Here is an 18,501-nt window from a genome sequence, read left to right on the forward strand (position 1 = left end):
TACTTGCTGCCCCCGTTCGGCCGAGCGACGCCACTACCGCACACGTTCCCCCGCTCGGCGCGCGAACGTCGGCTCGAGTCCACGGAGCCGGATCCGTCGATCGAAGTACCGGAAAGCACTGCCGAAACAGTCTAGTATCGACCGAATTGACCGGTTAGCGCGGCCCTATGTGGCTGTCGCACCACATGTCGGATATGGCAACGAACGACTACGCGACCGACGCACTGGTCACGGCCGACTGGGTCGAGGAGCGACTCAGCGAGTTCCAGTCCGACGATCCCGGCCTCCGGCTCGTCGAGGTCGACGTCGACACGGAATCGTACGACGACGAACACGCCCCCGGCGCGATCGGGTTCAACTGGGAGACCCAGCTCCAGGACCAGACCCGACGCGACATCCTCGACGAGGAGGAGTTCGAGGAGCTGCTGGGCAGCCACGGCATCGGCGAGGACTCGACGGTCGTCCTCTACGGCGACAACGCCAACTGGTTCGCCGCCTACGCCTACTGGCAGTTCACGTACTACGGCCACGACGACGTCTACCTGCTCGACGGCGGCCGCGAGTACTGGCTCGAGAACGACTACCCCACCACGGACGAGGTGCCGTCGTTCCCCGAGGTCGACTACGAGGCCGGCGGCCCGCGCGAGACGATTCGCGCCTACCGCGACGACGTCGAGAAGGCGATCGAACGCGACGTCCCACTGGTCGACGTCCGCTCGCCCGAGGAGTTCTCCGGCGAGATCCTCGCCCCGCCGGGTCTCCAGGAGACCGCCCAGCGCGGCGGCCACGTTCCGGGCGCGAAAAACATCTCGTGGTCCGCCGTCACGAACGAGGACGGCACCTTCAAGAGCCGCGACGAGCTCGAGGAGCTCTACGCCGAAGAGGGCATCACGGGCGAGGAGACGACCGTCGCCTACTGCCGGATCGGCGAGCGCTCGTCGGTCGCCTGGTTCGCGCTCCACGAACTGCTCGGCTACGAGGACGCCGTCAACTACGACGGCTCCTGGACCGAGTGGGGCAACCTCGTGAACGCGCCGGTCGAGACCGGGGAGTAACGGTCGGTCTCCGATGACCGATACCGCGGAGTTCCTCGAGATCGTCCGCGCCGAAAACGAAACCGAACTGTCGCGGCTCGGCTCCTCGAAGTCGCTGTACGCCGACACGGGTGGCGAGATCGACACCGAACCCGTCCTGCGGGCAACCGTCGACGCCGAGTACGCCGCCTGGAAGACCTTCGAAGCCTGGGTCGACGACGAGGCCCACGACACCGCCCGCGAGGCCTTCGAGGCGACGGCTGCCGAGGAGCAGGACCACTACGAGACGGTCGCCGGGAAACTCGACGGCTACGAGCCCGAAACGGTGCCGACCCTTCACGAGTACCTGCGCGGGCTCGAGGAAACCGTCGAGCGCACCGGCGCGCTCGTCGGTCGGATCCTCGCGAGTCAGCGATCGAAGGACCAGGTCGTCGGCTACTTCGTCGGCGACGCCGATCCCCAGACCGCGGGGCTGTTCCGGGAGTTCGGCGACGACCTGGACGACCAACTCGAGCGCGCGAGCGACCTGCTCGAGGAGGTCTGTACCGACGAGACCGACCGCGAGCTGGCCCTCGAGGCCGCGAGCGGCGCGATCGAGGCCGCCTACGAGGAGTACGTCGACTCGCTCGAGGAGCTGGGCGCGAACCCGAAGCCGGTCTGCTGAGAGCGAAGCCGACCGTCCGCTCGGACGATCCGAACGACGTGACCGCTCGTGACAATCGTCGGCTACGGTTCTATGCGATTGCTCGTGGGTCCGACTCCTATGGAAAGCGACGACGAACACCGAGACAGTCCCCTCGACAGGGGGGACCAGGAGATCGGCGCCGAGATCGCGGCGGATCCCGAAACCCTCCTCTCGGCGCTACCCCACTACTACCGGGGCGAAGTGACTCAGGCGAGCAGCTCGCAGGATCGGATCGATCAGACGACGAACTGGGCGATCACGGTGCTGGCCGCGCTGCTCTCGGTCGTGTTCTCGAGCCCCGAGATGCCCGCCTACCTGCTGCTGGTCGGCATCCTCGTCCTCTCGATCTTTCTGTGGTTCGAGGTGCGTCGCTACCGGTTCTACGACATGTATCGCGCGCGGGTGCGGTTCTTCCAGGAGAACGTCTTCGCGAACGCATTGAAACCGATCGGCGTCGAGCACCCGCGGTGGCGCGAGGAGTTAAGCGACGACCTCCGGTATCCGACGTTCAAGGTCACCAGCTGGGAGGCGCTGTCCCGGCGGATCCGCCGCATCTACGCGCTCCTGTTCGTCGTCCTCGGCGTCGCGTGGGTCGCGAAGGTGACGCTGTTCACCCCGGAGACCCAGTGGACCGAAGCGGCCGAGCTTCCCGGCATCCACGGTGTAGTCGTCGCAACGCTGCTGGGGGCGTTCTACCTCGCCGTGTTCGCCCTCGCGAAGTGGCCCCACGCCCGGCGGGCGAAGGGCGAAATCTACGGCGAGGAGCCGGGCGACTGGAAGAACGACGAGTAGTCGCCGGTCGGACGGGTCGAGGCGTCAGTCGACGCGCTCGAGCCGGGAATCGAGATCGTACTCCGCGACGACCTCGGGGGAGAGGCCGGCCACGGCGTCGAGGAAGTTCGTCCGGTAGCTCGCCGGCCCCTCGTGGGGGATGTCGGCGGCGCGTTCCCCGGCGATTCCGAACGCGAGCGTCCCGTCTATCGCCGCTCGGTGAGCGTCCTCGAGGGCGCCGCAGAACGTCGCGAGCGTCCCGCCGAGCATGCAGCCGGTGCCGACGACCTCGCTCAACCGCTCGTGGCCCGCCGCGATCCGGGTCGCGCCGTCGGCGTCGGCGACGACGTCCTCGACACCGGAGGCGACGACGACGGCATCGGTCGACTCGGCGAGCGAGCGGGCCGTCTCCTCGATGGCGTCGTAGTCGCCGACCGACTCGACGCCCCTGACCTCGGCTTCGACGCCCGCGAGCGCGCTTATCTCCCCGTAGTTACCCTTGATCGCGGCGAACTCGTACTCGGTGAGGAACTCCTCGGCGATCGCCTCCCGCGTCGGCGTCGAGCCGACGCCCACGGGATCGAGCACGACCGGGATTCCCCGGTCGTTAGCCGTCGCCGCCGTTTCGCGCATCGCCTCGAGTTTCGACTCGGGAATCTGGCCGATATTCAGCAGAACCGAACTCGCGATCTCGGCCATCTCGCCGGCGTCGCCGGGTGAATCCGCCATCACGGGCAGTCCGTCCCAGTAGAGTGTGAGGTTCGCGACGTCGTTGATCGTCACCTCGTTGGTCAGCGACTGCACCAGCGGCTCGGTCTCGGCGAGCGCCTCGAGGGAGTCCGCGAGCGTCGGGCGAGTCGTATCGGATCTCGTCATGGTGCTGTCACTCTCGGTGCTCGAGGTCCTTCGCGGTTTCGACGGTTTCGACGAGGTCGGCGGTCGCGGCCGCCGGATCGTCGGCGGCGGTAATCTCGCTGATGACGGCGACTCCGACGGCGCCGGCTTCGGCGACGGGGCCCGCGTTGTCGGCCGTGATGCCGCCAATACCGACGACGGGAATCGAGACCGTCTCGGCGATTTCGGCGATCCGTTCGAGGCCGATTCCGTCCTCGGCCTCGGGGACGTCCTTCGAGGTCGTCCCGTAGACGCTGCCGACGCCGAGGTAGTCTGCACCGTCGGCCTCGGCGCGTCGGGCCTCCGCGACCGTCGAGGTCGAGCAGCCGACGACGGCCTCGGGGCCGAGCAGCTCCCGTGCGACCGGGACGGGAAGGTCCGACTGGCCCACGTGGACGCCGTCGGCGTCGATCGCTTGTGCGATGTCGACGCGGTCGTTGACGAGCAGGTCGACGCCGGCCTCGGCGGTCAGCTCGCGCAGCTCGAGGCCCAGTTCGTACCGCGAGCGCGCGCTCTCTCCCTTCTCCCGAAGCTGGACGGCGTCGACGCCGCCGTCGATCGCTCCGCGGACGATCTCGAGGGTCGACTGACCCTCGGAGATCGACGCCTGCGTGACGAGGTACGTTCCCCAGTTCGTCGGTGCCATAGGGAACAATGTAGGGGTACGGGTCAAAGAGCCGACGGTTCCCGCAGGCGCCGCTGGAAGGATGCACGAGCACACCGACGCGTCGACCCGGAAGGGCGGGCTCGACGACGAAAACCTGGCACTGATTGTGATGGGTGATAACACGGTTCTCATGACCCTCGAGCCCGACGCCGTCACGACCGTCACCTTCGATTCCTACAGCACGCTCGTCGACGTCGACGCCGTGGAGAGCGCCCTCGAGGCCCACGCGGCCGTCGACGACCCCGCGCCGATCTCGCGGACCTGGCGCGAGCGATCGATGCAGTATACCCTCGTCGCGAACCACCTCGACGCCTACGAGACGTTCTACGAACTCAACCGCGACGCCCTCGAGTACGCCCTCGCGGCCCACGGCGTCGACTGCGATGCCGACGAGCGCGAGGAGATCCTGTCGGTCTACCACGACCTCGAGGTGTTCGACGACGTCCGTGAGAGCGTCGAGCGGCTGCGTTCGGCAGGTTACGACTGCTACGTCCTCTCGAACGGTAACCCGGAGATGCTCGAGTCGATGGTCGAGGGCGCCGAGATCGACGACCTGCTCGAGGGAACGATCAGCGCCCACGAGCTCGAGACGTTCAAGCCCGCACCCGAGCTCTACCGCCACGCCGCGGGACGGACGGGAACCCCGATCGGAGAGATCGCCCACGTCTCGGCGCTCTGGTTCGACGTCCAGGGCGCGGTCCACGCCGGAATGCAGGGCGTCTGGCTCGACCGGAAGGGCGACCCCAAGGAGCCGTTCGGGCCCGATCCCGACGCCGTCGTCGAGGAGTTAGTCGAATTGGCAGACGTCCTCGGGGCGTAATCAACCCTCGAGTCGCCGCTCGCCGAGCGCGAGCAGCTCCTCGAAGTCCTCGTCGTCCCGGACGGACGGAAACGGTCTGATCGGCTCCGGATCGGCGGGTTTCTCCCCGATCGAGCGGCGCCACCAGGCGACGTCGTGCCACTCGTCCTCGACGTACCCCACCGCGGGGAACTCGACGACCCGCTCAAACCCCAGTCGTTCGTGGAAGCCGACGGTTCCCGGGTTCGGCAGCGTCGTCACGGCGTAGGCGTCGCGAACCCCCTGGCGCTCGAGGGCGGCGAACAGCGCCTCGTACAGCGCTTCGCCGACCCCCGTTCGCCGCGCGTCCTCGGCGACGTACACCGAGAGTTCGGCGACCCACTGGTAGGCTCGGCGCTTGCGGAGCGGACCGGCGTAGGCGTAGCCGGCCACCTCGCCCGCTCGCTCGCAGACGAGCCAGGGGTAGCTCTCGAGCGTTGACGCGATTCGATCAGCCATCTCCGCCTCGCTGGGGGCTGTCTCCTCGAAGGTGACGACGGACGATTCGCAGAAGGGCGCGTAGATCTCCCGGACCGACGCCGCGTCGGACGGGACCGCGACTCGGATGCTTGCGCTCATAGGAGTGGATTCCCCCGAACGCGAATAAGCTCGCTGAAGGCGAGTCGCCGCCCGCTTCCGACGAGAGGAGAGTCAGCCGTCGGCCGTCAGAAACGATCGGAGCTGGTCCCGGAGCGCCGACCGCGCGTCCGGCGTCGGGAAGTGGGATTCCCCCTCGAGCAGGACGACCCGCTCGAGGTTCCGAACCGTCGCTCGAGCCCGGGGAATCACGACTTCGGGTGGGAAGAACACGTCGTCCTCGGCGACGGCGAGCAGCGTCGGTGCGTCGAACGCCGAGAGCTCGTCGGCCGTCGCGGTCTTCGGGAACGATCGCTCGAGTCTTACCTCCTCGAAGACGGTTCCGACGACCTCGAGCAGCGTCTCATCGAGCTCAGCCGCGGGTTCGGCGAACATCGGCTGGACGGCACGCTCGAGGCGCGCCCGGGACGGTCGGAGCCGGTAGGCGACCATCGGGAGCACGATCTCGAGCAGCATCCGGCGCAGGGAGCCGGTTCCGAGCCCCGACGGAACCACGAGACAGGCTCGTTGGATCCGTTCGGGCGCGTGCGCGGCGGTTCGGAGAACGATCCCGCCGCCGTAAGAGGGGCCGACCATCGGCGCGCGCTCGAGGCCGAGCCCGTCGAGGAGGTCGACCACCCACGCGCCGTAGCTCTCATCGCGCGGCGAGAGTCGGGTCTGTGCGCTGAACCCCGGATGGCCGATCGTGTCGGGTGCATAGATCCGGAACCGGTCGGCGAGCGGCAGGAACCACTCGAGGCTGATCGGGTTCACGACGTTGCCGCCGTGGAAGACGACCAGCGGCGGGGCGTCGTTCGGTCCCGTGACGAGCACGTGGGTCTTCCCGAACCGAGTGTCGATCCACCGTCGCTCGAACGAGGCCTCGAGTTCCGCCAGAAGCACTCCGTACAGTCGCTTGATCGCTCGTTCCCCGCTCGCTGACCGGTAGATCCCGTCTCGAGTCACTACCGGACTATCATGGCCGACCTACTAATCCGTACGCGAGCGAAAGCGAGGGGCGGACGCTGTCGGGAACGGCGGTTCGATGCCGTCAGTGGCCCTCGTCGTGGGGGTTCATCGCCGTGCCGTAGTTCTCGGCGTGGTCCGTGTAGTCGATGAAACGGGGCGCGTCGGGATCGAACGGGCGCTCGAGGCTCTCGAAGGCCTTCTTCTTGTCCCAGCCCTGGAGCTTGCCGACCGCCGACTTGTCCTCCAAGTCGTGATAGTCGAGTTTCGGTTCGGTGTGTTCCCAGGCCTTGACACCCTGCTCGGTCCGGAGGATGACGCTCGAGTACTCGTCGGACGAGCCGACGGAGCCGACGGTGACGTCGGCACAGAACCCGGTGAAGTCGGCGCACTCGTCACAGCCCTTGAGGGCGGCGTCGTGGAAGTTCTCGATGTCCTCCTCGAGGATCATCTCATCGTCGTGGTCGTAGACCATCAGCTTCCCGTGGAGGACGTCCATCTTGCCGATCTCGTCGGGCGAGATCCCCCGCTGATCCTCGAGCTGTTCGCCCATGAGGCTGTAGTAGTTGAAGTTCTTCGTACACATCAGCGCGATCGTGTACTCGACGGCGCCGATCCCTTGGTCGTGGGACTGATAGTCCCATTCGAAGTCCTGCAGGGCGCGAATACCCTCGATCTCGCAGGGCGTGCCGACCAGGGCGAGGCTGAGTTCGTCCCAGCTTTTGTCCGGAAGCTTGTGCTCCCACTGTTTCAGGTCGAGGTTGCCGAGCGCGAGCGTCTGATTGTAGACGGTACCGGCGTTCTCGATGAGTTCCTCCTCGGTGGTCGCGAGGAAGCTCTCGGCCTTCCAGGGTTCGTCCTCGCTCTCGGTCGCGATCAGGGCGCCGTCGATCTCGCCGGCCTCGAGCAGGCTCGCCAGCATCCCGGTGACGACGCCGCCGTCCTGGGCCGCGTCGGTCCAGTCGTCCTCGACCTTCGCGGAGAACTCCGTGATCGGATCGCCGGCACCCTTGACGTTGTCCTCGCCCCCGGTGATCTTCCACTGGCGTTCGTACCGAAGCCCGCCACGGGGACAGAAGTCCCAGCACAGCGAGCAGCCGGTACACATCTTGACGAGTTCGGGCAGGTCGTCGTCGCCGACGCCGATCGAGTCCGAGGGGCAGGCGGCGACGCAGGTGCCACACTGGATACACCGACCCTCGTCGATGACCGCCTCGTCGAGCTCCATGAACCAGGTCTTCTCGTCGGGCGTCTCGATGTCGTTCATCTCGGAGCGAATCGAGTACGTCGGGGTGTCGAGGTCGACGCCCTCGGGGACGCCGACGCGAACGTCGGGCTCGCCGTCGTCGACGTTCTGGCTCACGTCCTCGGCGGGTTCGGTGAACTCGAGGTCGCCGAGGCTCCCCGTCTCGTCGACGTTGGAGACTCCTGCTCCGTCGGTCGCGACGGACCGACCGTCGGCGTCGGGTGCGGTCTTCTCGCCGCAGGTACAGGTGTCGGGCCCACAGCCCTCGTCCGTGGCGGTCTCGATCGCACCGTCCCGGGCGTGGTCGAGCCCCTCGCGGGAGCGCGGCGCGGCGCCGCTCGTCTCCGGGACGATGACGGCGTCGTCCTCGTCCTCGGACTCCGGAACGGCCGGGAAGACTCGGTCGTCGCGGTTCGAGGACTCACTCTGTTCGTCCTCACCCTCAATCCCCATGAGCAACACCTCCGGCAACCGGCGCCTCGGCACCCTGCATGATCGTTCGCAGGCGCTCGTTGTCGGCGCGACGGCACCACTCGTAGAACCGTTCGCCATCCTCGCGGTCGGCCGCGTAGGCGTCGAACAGCTGCTCGAGCGCCGGAATTACCGCGTGGGCCGGAACCGCACTCTCGACCCAGTCGAGGAACTCGTTGTCCGAGCCGAGGGACCCCCCGAGGCCGACGTCCATTCCCTCGACCAAGTTGTCTCCCTCCTCGTTGGGACTCTCGATTCCCTCTGGTGCGTCGCCGTTCTCGACCTTGACCGTCTCCCCGCGGAATCCGATATCGGCGATCTGGGGTTGAGCGCACGACGCGGAACAGCCCGACATGTGCATCCGGATCGCCTCGATGTCGTCCGGAACGTCGATGCGCTCGTCGAGCTGGCGAGCCCAGCGCTTGGTCCGTTTCTTGGTCTCGATGATCGCGTAGTTGCAGAACTCGTTGCCCGTACAGCCGACGGCGCCCCTCGAGAACGCGCCGGGATTCGGCTGGTACTCCTCGGCGAACGGTTCGGCCAGCAGATCGGCGACGTTCTCTTCCGGAATGTGTGTGACGAGGAAGTTCTGATCGGTCGCCAGGCGAACCGAGGCGTTTTCGGTGCCGTACTTCCGCGCGGCGCGGGCGGCCTCGGCGAACTCGTCGCCGCCCATTCGGCCGGCGACGACGTTGAAGCCGACGTACTGCAGGCCGTCCTGTTTCTGGTCGTGGACGCCGACGTGGTCGCCCTGGTAGCCGACGGTCAGGTTCTCGCCGCCGGTGGGAAGATCGACGGTACAGCGGTCGCGAACCGCCTCCTCGAACTTCTCGGCTCCCAGCTGCTCGACGAGGTACCGCATCCGGCAGACGCCGCGGTTGTTGCGGTCGCCGAGCTCCTTGAACGTCTGGGCGATCGCGCGGCAGAACTCGACGGCGTCCTCCGGACGAACGAAGACGTCGAGCTCCGAGGCCATCCGCGGCCCGTCGGAGAGCCCCCCACCGACGCGTGCGTGGAAGCCGTAGAGCCGTTCGCCATCCAACTCCTTGCTCGCGGGAACGAGCCCGATGTCGTTGATCTGTGACTGGGCGCAGTCGTGGACACAACCCGTGATCGTGAGCTTGAACTTCCGGGGCAGGTTGGCGTACTCGCGGTTCCCCGTGAAGAAGTCGGAGACGGCGTCGACGACGGGCTGGGCGTCGAAACACTCATGATCGCCGATCCCGGCCGCGGGACAGCCGAGCACGTTCCTGGCGGAGTCGCCACAGCCCTGGATCGTCGTGAGTCCGACCTCGTCGTAGCGCTCCCACATTTCGGGGACGTCCTCGATCCGGATCCAGTGTTTCTGGATGTCCTGGCGGGTCGTGATGTCGACGTAGGCGTCACCCCAGAGTTCGTTCTGCTCCGTGCCGCCGTACTCCTCGGGCGCGACCGCGTAGTCCTCGGCGCACTCGCCGATCACTTCGGCCTGGTCGGGCGTGAGGTGGCCGCCCGGCACCTTCGTCCGGATCATGAAGTAGCCCGCCTGTTTCTGGGCGTACATTCCGGCCCACTTCAGGCGCTCCCACTCCCCGCCCCCCGCGCGGTCCTCGATCTCCTCGAACGTCAGTCCGTCCGCGGCGTAGTCGTAGACGTCGTCGACGACCTCGAGCGGGTGTTTCTCCTGTTTGTACCGCTCGGTCGTATTCATGGGCACCACCGACGATGGAGGCCGCGCCGGCTCGAGCCAGTGGACGAGTGATCGTGATAAGCCATCTATTACCACGTGGTGAACGTCCATACGTATACGGCCCCGCAAACGGGCGAACCATGTCGGGGCTAGCGCGACGAGGTAACACTTGCCATCGTCAGTGTCGATCCGAAGCTGAATCAATCCTGCGACGGACGAAAACGGCCGACCGACGCGCCGACCGATCGATCGACGTGCCCGACTGCCGGCAACAGTTGCCTGATAAAACGACGCGAGTGCGTCTCCCACACTGGACGAGCGACCGACTCCTCGAGTCGCTCGGCCTTACCACGCTCGCTCGAGGAAGTCCTCGAGACGGTGGAAGTCGACGTCGTGGTCGGCCTGCAGTTCGTCGATCGGCGACTCGTACCCCGCCTCGTTGAACCACTCGAACATCGCGGCGAACTCCTCTCCCTGGCTCTCGCGAACGTCCTCGATCGAGAGGTGGCGCGCGCGGACATCGTGCTCGAGCGCGTCGGCGAAGCGAACGGCCATCGCCCGCAGCGGGAGTTCGTCGCTCGCGAGTTCGAACGCTTCGCCGGCGTAGCGGTCCGGATCAGCGAAGACCTCGGCGACGAAGGCGCCCAGATCTTCGATATCCAGTACCTGGAGCGGGACGTGGGGTTCGAGGCCCATCGCCAGCGTCCCGTCCTCGATCGACTCGCGAAAGCCTTCGAAGTTCTGCGCGAAGAAGACGGGCCGAACGATCGTCGCGGGAACGCCGCTGTCGTCGATCGTCCGCTCAATCTCTCGTTTGGAGTCGAAGTGCGGAATCCCGGTGTCGCGTTCGGCGCCGCCCACGGAGGAGAACACGAGGTGGTCGACCCCTACGTCGTCGGCGAGGTCGACAACGTTTCGCCCCTGCTCGACCTCGACATCGTAGCCGTGCTCCCAGAAGTTCGTCATCAGGAAGACGCCGTCGGCGTCCTCGACGAGCGGTTCGATCGAGTTCTTTTCGCTGATATCGGCCTCGACGACCTCCGCACCGCGTTCGGCGAGGGCGTGTGCCCGCTCGCTGTTGTGATCTCGGGTCAGCGCCAGCACGTCGACGCCCCGCTCGAGCAGGTGTCGGGCGACGGCGCCGCCCTGCGTCCCGGTCGAACCCACGACGAGTACGGAGTCTACTCTCATAGCACATCTCGTTTCACTGGAGAACGCAAGAAGCTCACACGGCGTTTTCCGACAGGTCGGAACGAAGACAGGCCGGACGACGAGGGTTCGCTACTCCTCGTCGGCGAGCAGGCGATCGACCATCTCGTCGGGGTCGAACCGCTCTAAGTCGTCGTAGGCCTGTCCGACCCCGAGGAACAGAATCGGTTTCCCCGTGACGTGGGCGATCGAGATCGCCGCACCGCCGTTGGAGTCGGCGTCGGCCTTCGAGAGGATCGCGCCGTCGATCGCGGCGGCCTCGTTGAACTCGCGGGCCCGGTTGACAGCGTCCTGGCCGGCGACGGCCTCGTCGACGAACAGCGTCAGATCGGGGCCGACGACTCGGTCGATCTTCTCGAGCTGGTCCATCAGGCCCTCGTCGGTGTGGAGTCGGCCGGCCGTGTCGGCCAGCACGACGTCGACGTCGTGGGCCTCGGCGTACTCGACGGCGTCGTACAGCACGGCGGCGGGGTCGCCGCCCTGCTCGTGGCTGATACATTTCGTATCCAGCGCGTCGGCGTGTTGTTGGATCTGCTGGTTCGCGCCGGCGCGGTAGGTGTCGCCGTTGGCGAGTACCGTCGAGTACCCACGCTCCTCGAGGTAGCGGCTCAGCTTGGCGATCGACGTGGTCTTGCCGACGCCGTTGACGCCGGTAAACAGGAGGACGGCGGGTTTGTCCTCGACGGCGATGCGCTCGTCGAAGTCGAACTGGCCGACGCTGATCACGTCGTAGATCGCGTCCCGCAGCGCCTCCTCGACGACCTTGCCGGTCGAGGTCGTGAACGTCCGGGTCTCGCCGACCAGTTCGTCGCGGACGTTGTCGCAGATCTCCTCGGCCACGCCCATCTCGACGTCGCTCGTGAGTAGGGCCATCTCGAGTTCGTGGAGCGGCTCCTCGAGGTCCTCCTCCTCGATGACGAACTTCCCCTTGACGAGCGAGCGAGCCTTGGCACCGAAGCCGGTACTGCCGTTGTCCTCGGTCTCGGCTTCGGCTCCGTCCTCGACCTCGGTCCCAGTTTCGTCAGCGTCCGCGTCGAGTTCGGGCTCGGGCTCGGGGGCAGGTGACGCCGCGTCGACGGCGTCTCCGTCGTCGGTCGGCACCGTGCCGCGCTCCTCGACCGTCGCCGGGGCGCCCGCCTCGACGCTCTCGACGTCCGTCTCCGGCTCGGCGTTCGGTTCCGTCTCGAGCGAGTCGTCGGATTCCTCGAGTACGGAATCGGCGTCGGTCGTTTCCGGCTCGAGTTCGGACTCTGGGTCGTCCGTCTCCGGCTCGAGTTCCGACCCGGGCGTCGAGTCCACGTGGTCCGCCGACTCGGTCGATGGCACCGCTCCGCGAGCCGCCTCGTCGGCACCCGCGTCCGCAGTCTCGGTTACCGTCTCTGCCCCGCGGTCGCGGTCGGCGGCGATGTCGGTCTCGCCGATCGGTTCGTCGGTGGTATCGGGTGCGGCCGGTTCGGACGCCGACTCCGGCTCGTCGGGTTCGATCGGCGGCTCCTCGAGGTCGCTCGTCTCGGCGCCGGGTTCGTCGGCCGGTTCCTCTGCGAGCGCGTCGGCCGACTCCTCGTCGACCTCCTCGACGTTCTCTTCGGCGGCCTCCTCGGCGTCCTCGCGGAAGCTCCCGAGTTTCTTCTTCAGGTTGTCGAACATGGGTGTGACCCCTTACGTTACTCGTCCGGGCCCTGTCCCTGTCCTTGTCCCATCTGCTGCATCTGCTGTTGCATCGCCTGCTGCTGGAGCTGCTGGGCCTGCTGCTCGAGCTCGCTGCTCTCGGCTTCGAGCTCCGTGATATCTTCGTTGACGTCCTCGATCTGGTCGTCGAGCCGGTCCTTGCGGTTCTCGAGGGCGTCGACGGCGTCGTCCTCCTCGAACTCCGCGGCGTAGTCGGCGCCGAGGTCGACGATCACTTCGTCGATATCCTCGATCGTCGCCCGAAGGTAGGCGCCGCCGCCGAGGGGCACCTGCACCGTCGAGTCGCTCTCGAGGGTGTCGAGCGCTTCGATGGCCTCGTCGACGTCGTGTTTCTCCTGCTGGAGCTGCTGGACGTTACCCTGAAGCCCCTCGATCTGTTCCTCGATCTCCTGAAGTTCCTGCGAGAGCTGCTGAAGTTGCTGTTGTCCCATACCCGCCTTTGGGGCAGGCAGTCGGAAGAATCTTCCCTTCCATCGGAGTCGGCCAGCGAGAACACACTCGCCACAGAACCGGAAGCTGAGGGCGGCTCGAGGGTAGCTTCGGGAGAACCGTCGGCGCTAGATCTGACCCGGCTCGCGACCGGTCGAGCCCGTCATCGACGAGCCCGATCGCTTGCGCGTGACGAGCTGACCCGGATCGATTCCGTCGAACTCCGGCGGTAGCTCGCCGTCGGTCGCGTACTCGTACAGCGCCGTCTTCGCGACCGCCGTCGCCGCGTTGTGGACGACTAGCAACGCGCCGATCGCGAGCAGCGTCGGAACGAGCGTGTACTGGAGGACAGCCCACGGAGCCTCGAGTGCGAACAGCGGGAGACCGATCCCGAGTCCGCCGACGAGCGCTGCGAGGGGGAGGATGACGAGCCCGATGCCGAGCGTCGTCCCGCCCGCCTCACCCCAGGTATCGCGGAATAGTCCGACGCTGTTTCGCATCGACTCCCGGACGCCGCCGTCCTGGAAGACGATCACGAGAACGATGAAGAACGTCATCGCGAACCAGGCGAAACCGGCCACCGAGCGGGCGAGCTGGGCCGCGGTTCCCTCCCGGCTCTCGAGGGCCCGAAAGACCAGTCCGACCGCGGCGCCGACGGCACCCCAGGCGAGGATCGTCCGTTTGGCCTCCCACGCGCCCGCGAGTCCGTCCCTGAGGCTCGTCGACTCGCCGGCGAACAGCGAGCCAACCGAGTGGACGAGCGCCGCGCTGAAAAACGTCGCAATCGCGGTCGCGACGAACATGAACAGGACCGAAGCGGCCACCAGAAGTGCGGTGACGGTCGTTTCGGCCTGGCCCTCCGAGACGGCCGCGACCTGGTCGACGGCCGCCAGCCCGTAGCTGGCGCCGAAGAGAGCGACGAAGATACCGGCAACGAGACCGATCGCTCCCGCCAGCCAGGCGAGCCCGTACAGGACCGGGAAGACGAGCAGCCAGTACTCCCGGCGGAGAACGCCGAACGACGCCTTCGCGACCCGAAGACCGGTCCGGATCCGTCCGAGCAGCGAGCTAAACATCATACTGAACGATCGTTCGAGGGAGGGTATAGTTCTTGAGGTGAACAGTTCGGATCAGTGACTACTGTGTCGGGCCAAACGGTTTCCCTCGAGCCCGCGTACGACCGGTATGACCGAGCACGACCCCGCCGAGTTGCTGCCGAGCGAACGAATGCAGGGGCAGGTTCTCGAGGGCGAGGTGACCCAGATCCATCGCGGCCACCGCTACGCCGACGAGGGCGACACGTTCACGATCGAGGGGACGACGTTCGAGATAGTGGACGTGACCGAGCGGACGCTCGGCGATCTCACCGACGAGGACGCCCGCGCCGAGGGGATGGACGACCTCGAGGCCTACGAGCGGCTGCTCGAGCGCGCCCACGACGACTTCGAGTGGAACGACGACAGCGAGGTCGTTCGTCATCAGTTCGAGCCAGCCGAATGAACGACGCCACCCTCTGCGTGTGGCTGCCGGTCAACATACCATGATCAACCCGCTCGAAAAACTCGAAGAGGACGACCCGTCGCCGTTCGAGGCCGACTCGGACGACGACGGGAGCGAGGAGCTACAGGAAGCCTTCGGCGAGATGTCCCGGGAGACGCTGCTCGCGTTCGTGAGCGCGCTCCTTTTCGCCCACGTCGGGGTGATGGCGACCGGCGTCGGGCTGTTGCTCGTGGCCTTCAACGGCCAGTGGCTGCTCGGGGGCGCCATCGCGGTCGGCGGGATCGCGGCGCTCGCGCTGACGGGCTGGATATATCGGTGGTACGAGAACGCGAAATAGCGAACTCAGTCGAGGTAGCCCAGGGCGTCCTCGATCCGACCGAGCTCCGGTCCGGTGGTCTCCTCGCCGACGACGTAGCCGGCGTCGTTGGCGAGCAGTCCCGAGCCGACCAGCGGCGCACCATAGTTGACGGTGCCCACGTCGGCCCGGACGTCGAGGGCGTCCTCGAGGAAGTCGAGTTCCTCGTCGGTCGCCTTGGGATGACAGAGTACGCCCGAGTTGGTCGCGACCGCAGCGGTACCGACGGTGCGAACGCCCGCGAGGTCGCCGCGCTCGACGGGGACGTCGAGGACGTCCTTGACGACCTGGATCGCCTCGCGGGTCAGGTCGGGGTGAACGTACGCGCCGTAATCGTTCGCGAGCACGACGTTACCTGCGGCGTTGACGTTCCCCGGGAGTTCGGCGACCGGGAGGTCGACTGTCTCCTCGAGGCGCTCGCGCTCGTACTCGAGGACGCGGGAGCTGACCAGCAGTCCGTTCTCGTTGCCCGTTGCGAGGGCGCCGACCGTCGAGGAGCCGCCGACGGTCGTCTGGACGGCGGGCACCTCGAGTTCGTCAGTCAGGTCGGCGACGGTGTCGTCGTCGACGTCCGGTCGGACGAGCACGCAGGAGTCGGTCGCGCGGGCGAAGACGCCGACGTAGGCCGACCCGGCGAAGGCGAGACGCTGCAAGTTTAGTCGGCGACCTCAGCCTCGACGACGGCCTCACCCTCCTCGTCGAAGCGAGCCGCGCGAACGCGGAGCTTTCGTGGCGGGTTCGATCGGCCCTGCGACCAGATCGTCTCGTTGATCGAGGGATCCAGGCGAATGGCGTCCTCGTCGACCGCGAAGTGTTTCGCGAGGTGTTCGCGGACCAGTCGCATCGCGAGGTCGGCGGCCTCGTGGTTGGCGCCCTTCTTGACGTCACGCAGCGGAACGGTGACGACCCGCTCCTCGAAATCGCTTGCACTCATTGTTACTCGTCAGTGTCGTTGCGCCGCCAGTTGCGTCGCTTCGGGTTCCGGGTGACTTCCATGTCGGTCTTCATCATGACCCAGACCGGCACGCGGCTGTTCTGCTTCTCGAGCTTCGCGAGGCGTTTCTTCTGGCCCTTCGATTTCTTACCCATAGTAGCCGGACGTAGCCCGCGGTGGGTTAAAATGTTGTCCATCTCGCGAGGCCCCGCGGGTACGGTTCGCAGTGGCCTACTCGAGGGGGAACCGCTCGACGGTCGCGTACTCGGGGCCGTCCTCGGTCAGCGTGCTCTCGGTGAGGCGGATCTCGTCGACGCGCATCTCGCCGACGGCCGGCTCGCGCTCGCGGACGAGCTCCTGGATCAGCTCCTTGCCACCAGCGTGTTCCATCCGCGCGAGGGTGACGTGGGGCGTGAAGTCGTGAGACTCTTCCTCGAACCCCATCGCGGTCGTTCGCTCCTCGACGGCCTCGTGGAGCCGTGTGAGCTCGGCTCCGCCCGCCTCGGTGCCCAGCCAGACGACGCTGATGTACTCGAGGTCGGGAAAGACGCCGAGTCCGTCGAACCGAACGGTGAAGGGGGAGACGGCGGCCTCGTCGACCGCGGCCCGTAGCTCCCGCGAGAGCGTGGGGAGGCGGTCCTCCGCGACCTCGCCGAGGAACTTCAGCGTGAGGTGGGCCTGCTCGGCGTCGGTGAAGTTCAGCCCGCTGGCCTCGGCGAACTCCGTCTGAAGGTCGGCGACCGGCTCGGCGAGGTCGTTCGGGAGATCGACGCTGACGAACAGTCGCATACGCGTCCCTTGGACGGGATCGTACTCAACGGTGACGGTGCCCGGGACCGAGGCCGACGGCGAGTGGTTTCCTCTTAAGCGGCTGCAGGCTGAACGGACGGGTATGACGGACACCTTCGTCGTCGTCGGCGGCGACGCCGCCGGGATGTCAGCGGCGAGCAAAGCCAAACGGGACGACCCCGAGCTCGAGGTCGTCGTCTTCGAGAAAGGTGAGTGGGTCTCTTACGGCGCCTGCGGACTTCCCTACTACGTCAAGGGGGAGATACAGTCGCTCGAGGATCTGGTCTCCGTAACCCCCGAAGAGTTCCGCGAGGAGCGGGACATCGACCTGCTGACTGGCCACGAGGTCATCGGGATCGATCCCGACGAAAAGACGGTGACTGCCGAGAGCGAGAACGGAACCGTCGAGCAGTCGTACGACTCCCTGCTGCTCGCGACCGGTGCCGCCGCGACCGAACCCCCGGTCGACGGCACGGATCTCGAGGGCGTCTACACGCTGGGGTCGATGAGCGACGGGAAGGAACTCCGGGAGTACGTCGCCAGGGCACGCGAGGAAGAGACGTTCCAGCAGCCCGACCGGGGGATAGCCTGCCAGTACCTCGAGGACTGTACGGGTCCCGTCGCGGTCGTCGGGGGCGGGTACGTCGGCATCGAGATGGCCGAAGCACTGGCCGCCAACGGGTTCGAGGTCCACCTCTTCCAGCGCGGCGAGCGCCTGCTGCCGACGTTCGGCGAGGCGACCAGCGAGGCCGTCGCCGACCACCTCCGCGAGCAGGATGTCCGACTCTACCTCGGCAGCGAGGTCGAGGGACTCGAGGGCGACGACGCGGTCGAGGCGGTCGTCGCCGCGGACGAGCGGATCGGCGTCGAGATGGCGCTGCTCGGAACGGGCGTTCGCCCGCGGACAGAGCTGGCGGAGGAGGCGGGGATCGAGCTCGGCGAGACGGGTGCGATCGCGACCGACCCGTATCGGGAGACCAGCGTCGACGACGTCTACGCCGCCGGCGACTGCGCGGAGGCGATCTACACGGTAACCGGCGAGCCGGCGTACGTCCCGCTGGCGCTGACCGCGAACCGCCACGGCCGCGCGGTCGGCCAGACCGTCGCCGGGCAGCCGACGACGGGCGGCGCCATCGCTGGAACGGCGGCGATCAAGGCCTTCGACGTCGAAGCGGCCCGAGCGGGAATCCTCGACCACGAGGAGGCCCGCGAGGCCGGCTTCGACCCCGTCAGCGAAACGATCGACGCGAACTCGAGGGCGGGTTACTACCCCGAGGACGGCACCGTTACCGTCACGCTGACCGCCGACCGCGACACCGGGCGGGTGCTCGGGGCGAGCCTCGTCAGCGAGTACGGCGAGGGGGCGGTCCACCGCAGCCACGCGATCGTCGCGGCCCTCCACGAAGGGGCCGCCGTCGAGGACCTCGAGAACTACGACCTGGCGTACGCGCCGCCGTTCAACACGACGTGGGACCCGATCCTCGTCGCGGCGAAGGTGCTCTCAGGGCGTTTGCGGTAAGGAATTCCACGGACCGTCCGCACACGTAACCGGGTCGTGACCGAACTGACCGAGACCACCACGAAAGCCCCCGCCTCGTTCAGTCCCACCCGTGCCGGCTGATCGGTCAGGCCACCGCGGGTGGGACTGAAAGGGGCTGCGTGCTCGACGAACCCGGACGAAGCGAGCACCGCCGAAGGCGGCGCGCAGCGAGTCCTGGGAGTCGAGCACGCAGGGGCTTTCGTGGTGTTCGTTCTGTTGCCAACGCTGGGAGTACGGAA

General features: G+C 67.2%; 21 protein-coding genes. 7 read left to right on the forward strand and 14 right to left on the reverse strand.

The genetic code is table 11. The features are described 5' to 3' along the window. Positions 1-194 precede the first annotated feature (194 nt). From C491_RS06365 to C491_RS06375, 3 genes are all read left to right on the forward strand, one after another. Positions 195-1,055: a sulfurtransferase gene (locus C491_RS06365; RefSeq protein ID WP_005554651.1), complete on the forward strand. Its 861-nt coding sequence runs from the start codon at positions 195-197 to the stop codon at positions 1,053-1,055. 13 nt (positions 1,056-1,068) lie between these two features. After that, the gene (locus tag C491_RS06370; protein WP_005554653.1) at positions 1,069-1,698 is read left to right on the forward strand and encodes a hypothetical protein; all 630 of its coding nucleotides are present in this window, start codon (positions 1,069-1,071) and stop codon (positions 1,696-1,698) included. A 99-nt stretch (positions 1,699-1,797) separates the two neighbouring features. Beyond that, positions 1,798-2,511 carry a DUF2270 domain-containing protein gene (locus tag C491_RS06375; protein WP_005554656.1) on the forward strand — a complete coding sequence of 238 codons (714 nt, stop codon included), beginning with the start codon at positions 1,798-1,800 and terminating at the stop codon, positions 2,509-2,511. A 24-nt stretch (positions 2,512-2,535) separates the two neighbouring features. Here the strand turns inward: C491_RS06375 and thiM are convergent, their stop codons facing one another. Then, entirely contained in the window at positions 2,536-3,366 is an 831-nt protein-coding gene (gene thiM / locus C491_RS06380; RefSeq protein WP_005554657.1) for a hydroxyethylthiazole kinase, read from the reverse strand. Between the two features lie 7 nt (positions 3,367-3,373). Continuing rightward, the gene (gene thiE, locus C491_RS06385) at positions 3,374-4,030 is read right to left on the reverse strand and encodes a thiamine phosphate synthase (protein WP_005554658.1); all 657 of its coding nucleotides are present in this window, start codon (positions 4,028-4,030) and stop codon (positions 3,374-3,376) included. 151 nt (positions 4,031-4,181) lie between these two features. Here thiE and C491_RS06390 point away from each other — a divergent pair, with 151 nt between their 5' ends. Further along, complete coding sequence (locus tag C491_RS06390; protein ID WP_049891555.1) at positions 4,182-4,871, forward strand: haloacid dehalogenase type II; 690 nt, start codon at positions 4,182-4,184, stop codon at positions 4,869-4,871. Here the strand turns inward: C491_RS06390 and C491_RS06395 are convergent, their stop codons facing one another. From C491_RS06395 to C491_RS06430, 8 genes are all read right to left on the reverse strand, one after another. Beyond that, positions 4,872-5,468: a GNAT family N-acetyltransferase gene (locus C491_RS06395; RefSeq protein ID WP_005554660.1), complete on the reverse strand. Its 597-nt coding sequence runs from the start codon at positions 5,466-5,468 to the stop codon at positions 4,872-4,874. A gap of 72 nt (positions 5,469-5,540) precedes the next feature. Beyond that, positions 5,541-6,431 (reverse strand): alpha/beta fold hydrolase, encoded by an 891-nt coding sequence (locus C491_RS06400; RefSeq protein ID WP_005554661.1) that lies wholly within the window; start codon positions 6,429-6,431, stop codon positions 5,541-5,543. Between the two features lie 85 nt (positions 6,432-6,516). After that, complete coding sequence (locus C491_RS06405; RefSeq protein WP_005554662.1) at positions 6,517-8,130, reverse strand: Coenzyme F420 hydrogenase/dehydrogenase, beta subunit C-terminal domain; 1,614 nt, start codon at positions 8,128-8,130, stop codon at positions 6,517-6,519. Next, entirely contained in the window at positions 8,120-9,838 is a 1,719-nt protein-coding gene (locus C491_RS06410) for a nitrite/sulfite reductase (protein ID WP_005554664.1), read from the reverse strand. Before C491_RS06410 ends, C491_RS06405 begins: the two co-directional genes overlap by 11 nt. Positions 9,839-10,162: 324 nt before the next feature. Further along, entirely contained in the window at positions 10,163-11,008 is an 846-nt protein-coding gene (locus C491_RS06415; protein ID WP_005554665.1) for an NmrA/HSCARG family protein, read from the reverse strand. 90 nt (positions 11,009-11,098) lie between these two features. Then, entirely contained in the window at positions 11,099-12,673 is a 1,575-nt protein-coding gene (gene ftsY, locus C491_RS06420; protein WP_005554666.1) for a signal recognition particle-docking protein FtsY, read from the reverse strand. Between the two features lie 17 nt (positions 12,674-12,690). After that, positions 12,691-13,146 (reverse strand): prefoldin subunit alpha, encoded by a 456-nt coding sequence (pfdA, locus tag C491_RS06425; RefSeq protein ID WP_005554667.1) that lies wholly within the window; start codon positions 13,144-13,146, stop codon positions 12,691-12,693. Positions 13,147-13,272: 126 nt separating this feature from the next. Continuing rightward, positions 13,273-14,223, reverse strand: a complete 951-nt coding sequence (locus C491_RS06430) for a DUF6159 family protein (RefSeq protein WP_005554668.1) — start codon at positions 14,221-14,223, stop codon at positions 13,273-13,275. 106 nt (positions 14,224-14,329) lie between these two features. On the opposite strand from C491_RS06430, the gene C491_RS06435 reads away from it, so the two are divergent. Both C491_RS06435 and C491_RS06440 read left to right on the forward strand, forming a co-directional pair. Further along, positions 14,330-14,644 carry an ASCH domain-containing protein gene (locus C491_RS06435; protein ID WP_005554669.1) on the forward strand — a complete coding sequence of 105 codons (315 nt, stop codon included), beginning with the start codon at positions 14,330-14,332 and terminating at the stop codon, positions 14,642-14,644. 40 nt (positions 14,645-14,684) lie between these two features. Beyond that, on the forward strand, positions 14,685-14,981 hold the full coding sequence (locus tag C491_RS06440) for a DUF7322 domain-containing protein (RefSeq protein ID WP_005554670.1): 297 nt from the start codon (positions 14,685-14,687) through the stop codon (positions 14,979-14,981). Between the two features lie 5 nt (positions 14,982-14,986). Here C491_RS06440 and C491_RS06445 read toward each other — a convergent pair whose 3' ends face one another. From C491_RS06445 to thpR, 4 genes are all read right to left on the reverse strand, one after another. Further along, entirely contained in the window at positions 14,987-15,652 is a 666-nt protein-coding gene (locus C491_RS06445; protein ID WP_005554671.1) for a translation initiation factor IF-6, read from the reverse strand. A 2-nt stretch (positions 15,653-15,654) separates the two neighbouring features. After that, positions 15,655-15,933 carry a 50S ribosomal protein L31e gene (locus tag C491_RS06450; protein WP_005554673.1) on the reverse strand — a complete coding sequence of 93 codons (279 nt, stop codon included), beginning with the start codon at positions 15,931-15,933 and terminating at the stop codon, positions 15,655-15,657. A gap of 2 nt (positions 15,934-15,935) precedes the next feature. Continuing rightward, positions 15,936-16,088: a 50S ribosomal protein L39e gene (locus C491_RS06455; protein WP_005554674.1), complete on the reverse strand. Its 153-nt coding sequence runs from the start codon at positions 16,086-16,088 to the stop codon at positions 15,936-15,938. A 76-nt stretch (positions 16,089-16,164) separates the two neighbouring features. Beyond that, positions 16,165-16,722, reverse strand: coding sequence for an RNA 2',3'-cyclic phosphodiesterase (thpR, locus tag C491_RS06460; RefSeq protein WP_005554676.1), 558 nt, complete (start codon positions 16,720-16,722; stop codon positions 16,165-16,167). 103 nt (positions 16,723-16,825) lie between these two features. Here thpR and C491_RS06465 point away from each other — a divergent pair, with 103 nt between their 5' ends. Continuing rightward, on the forward strand, positions 16,826-18,241 hold the full coding sequence (locus tag C491_RS06465) for an FAD-dependent oxidoreductase (RefSeq protein WP_049891557.1): 1,416 nt from the start codon (positions 16,826-16,828) through the stop codon (positions 18,239-18,241). Positions 18,242-18,501: the final 260 nt, after the last annotated feature.

The sequence above is a fragment of the Natronococcus amylolyticus DSM 10524 genome (genome assembly GCF_000337675.1).
Lineage (GTDB): Archaea > Halobacteriota > Halobacteria > Halobacteriales > Natrialbaceae > Natronococcus > Natronococcus amylolyticus.

Coding starts and splice junctions, on each gene's coding strand:
- C491_RS06365 (WP_005554651.1), top strand. CDS start 195: ATGGCAACGAACGACTACGCGACCGACGCACTGGTCACGGCCGACTGG.
- C491_RS06370 (WP_005554653.1), top strand. CDS start 1,069: ATGACCGATACCGCGGAGTTCCTCGAGATCGTCCGCGCCGAAAACGAA.
- C491_RS06375 (WP_005554656.1), top strand. CDS start 1,798: ATGGAAAGCGACGACGAACACCGAGACAGTCCCCTCGACAGGGGGGAC.
- thiM (WP_005554657.1), bottom strand. CDS start 3,366: ATGACGAGATCCGATACGACTCGCCCGACGCTCGCGGACTCCCTCGAG.
- thiE (WP_005554658.1), bottom strand. CDS start 4,030: ATGGCACCGACGAACTGGGGAACGTACCTCGTCACGCAGGCGTCGATC.
- C491_RS06390 (WP_049891555.1), top strand. CDS start 4,182: ATGACCCTCGAGCCCGACGCCGTCACGACCGTCACCTTCGATTCCTAC.
- C491_RS06395 (WP_005554660.1), bottom strand. CDS start 5,468: ATGAGCGCAAGCATCCGAGTCGCGGTCCCGTCCGACGCGGCGTCGGTC.
- C491_RS06405 (WP_005554662.1), bottom strand. CDS start 8,130: ATGGGGATTGAGGGTGAGGACGAACAGAGTGAGTCCTCGAACCGCGAC.
- C491_RS06410 (WP_005554664.1), bottom strand. CDS start 9,838: ATGAATACGACCGAGCGGTACAAACAGGAGAAACACCCGCTCGAGGTC.
- C491_RS06415 (WP_005554665.1), bottom strand. CDS start 11,008: ATGAGAGTAGACTCCGTACTCGTCGTGGGTTCGACCGGGACGCAGGGC.
- ftsY (WP_005554666.1), bottom strand. CDS start 12,673: ATGTTCGACAACCTGAAGAAGAAACTCGGGAGCTTCCGCGAGGACGCC.
- pfdA (WP_005554667.1), bottom strand. CDS start 13,146: ATGGGACAACAGCAACTTCAGCAGCTCTCGCAGGAACTTCAGGAGATC.
- C491_RS06430 (WP_005554668.1), bottom strand. CDS start 14,223: ATGATGTTTAGCTCGCTGCTCGGACGGATCCGGACCGGTCTTCGGGTC.
- C491_RS06435 (WP_005554669.1), top strand. CDS start 14,330: ATGACCGAGCACGACCCCGCCGAGTTGCTGCCGAGCGAACGAATGCAG.
- C491_RS06440 (WP_005554670.1), top strand. CDS start 14,685: ATGATCAACCCGCTCGAAAAACTCGAAGAGGACGACCCGTCGCCGTTC.
- C491_RS06450 (WP_005554673.1), bottom strand. CDS start 15,933: ATGAGTGCAAGCGATTTCGAGGAGCGGGTCGTCACCGTTCCGCTGCGT.
- C491_RS06455 (WP_005554674.1), bottom strand. CDS start 16,088: ATGGGTAAGAAATCGAAGGGCCAGAAGAAACGCCTCGCGAAGCTCGAG.
- thpR (WP_005554676.1), bottom strand. CDS start 16,722: ATGCGACTGTTCGTCAGCGTCGATCTCCCGAACGACCTCGCCGAGCCG.
- C491_RS06465 (WP_049891557.1), top strand. CDS start 16,826: ATGACGGACACCTTCGTCGTCGTCGGCGGCGACGCCGCCGGGATGTCA.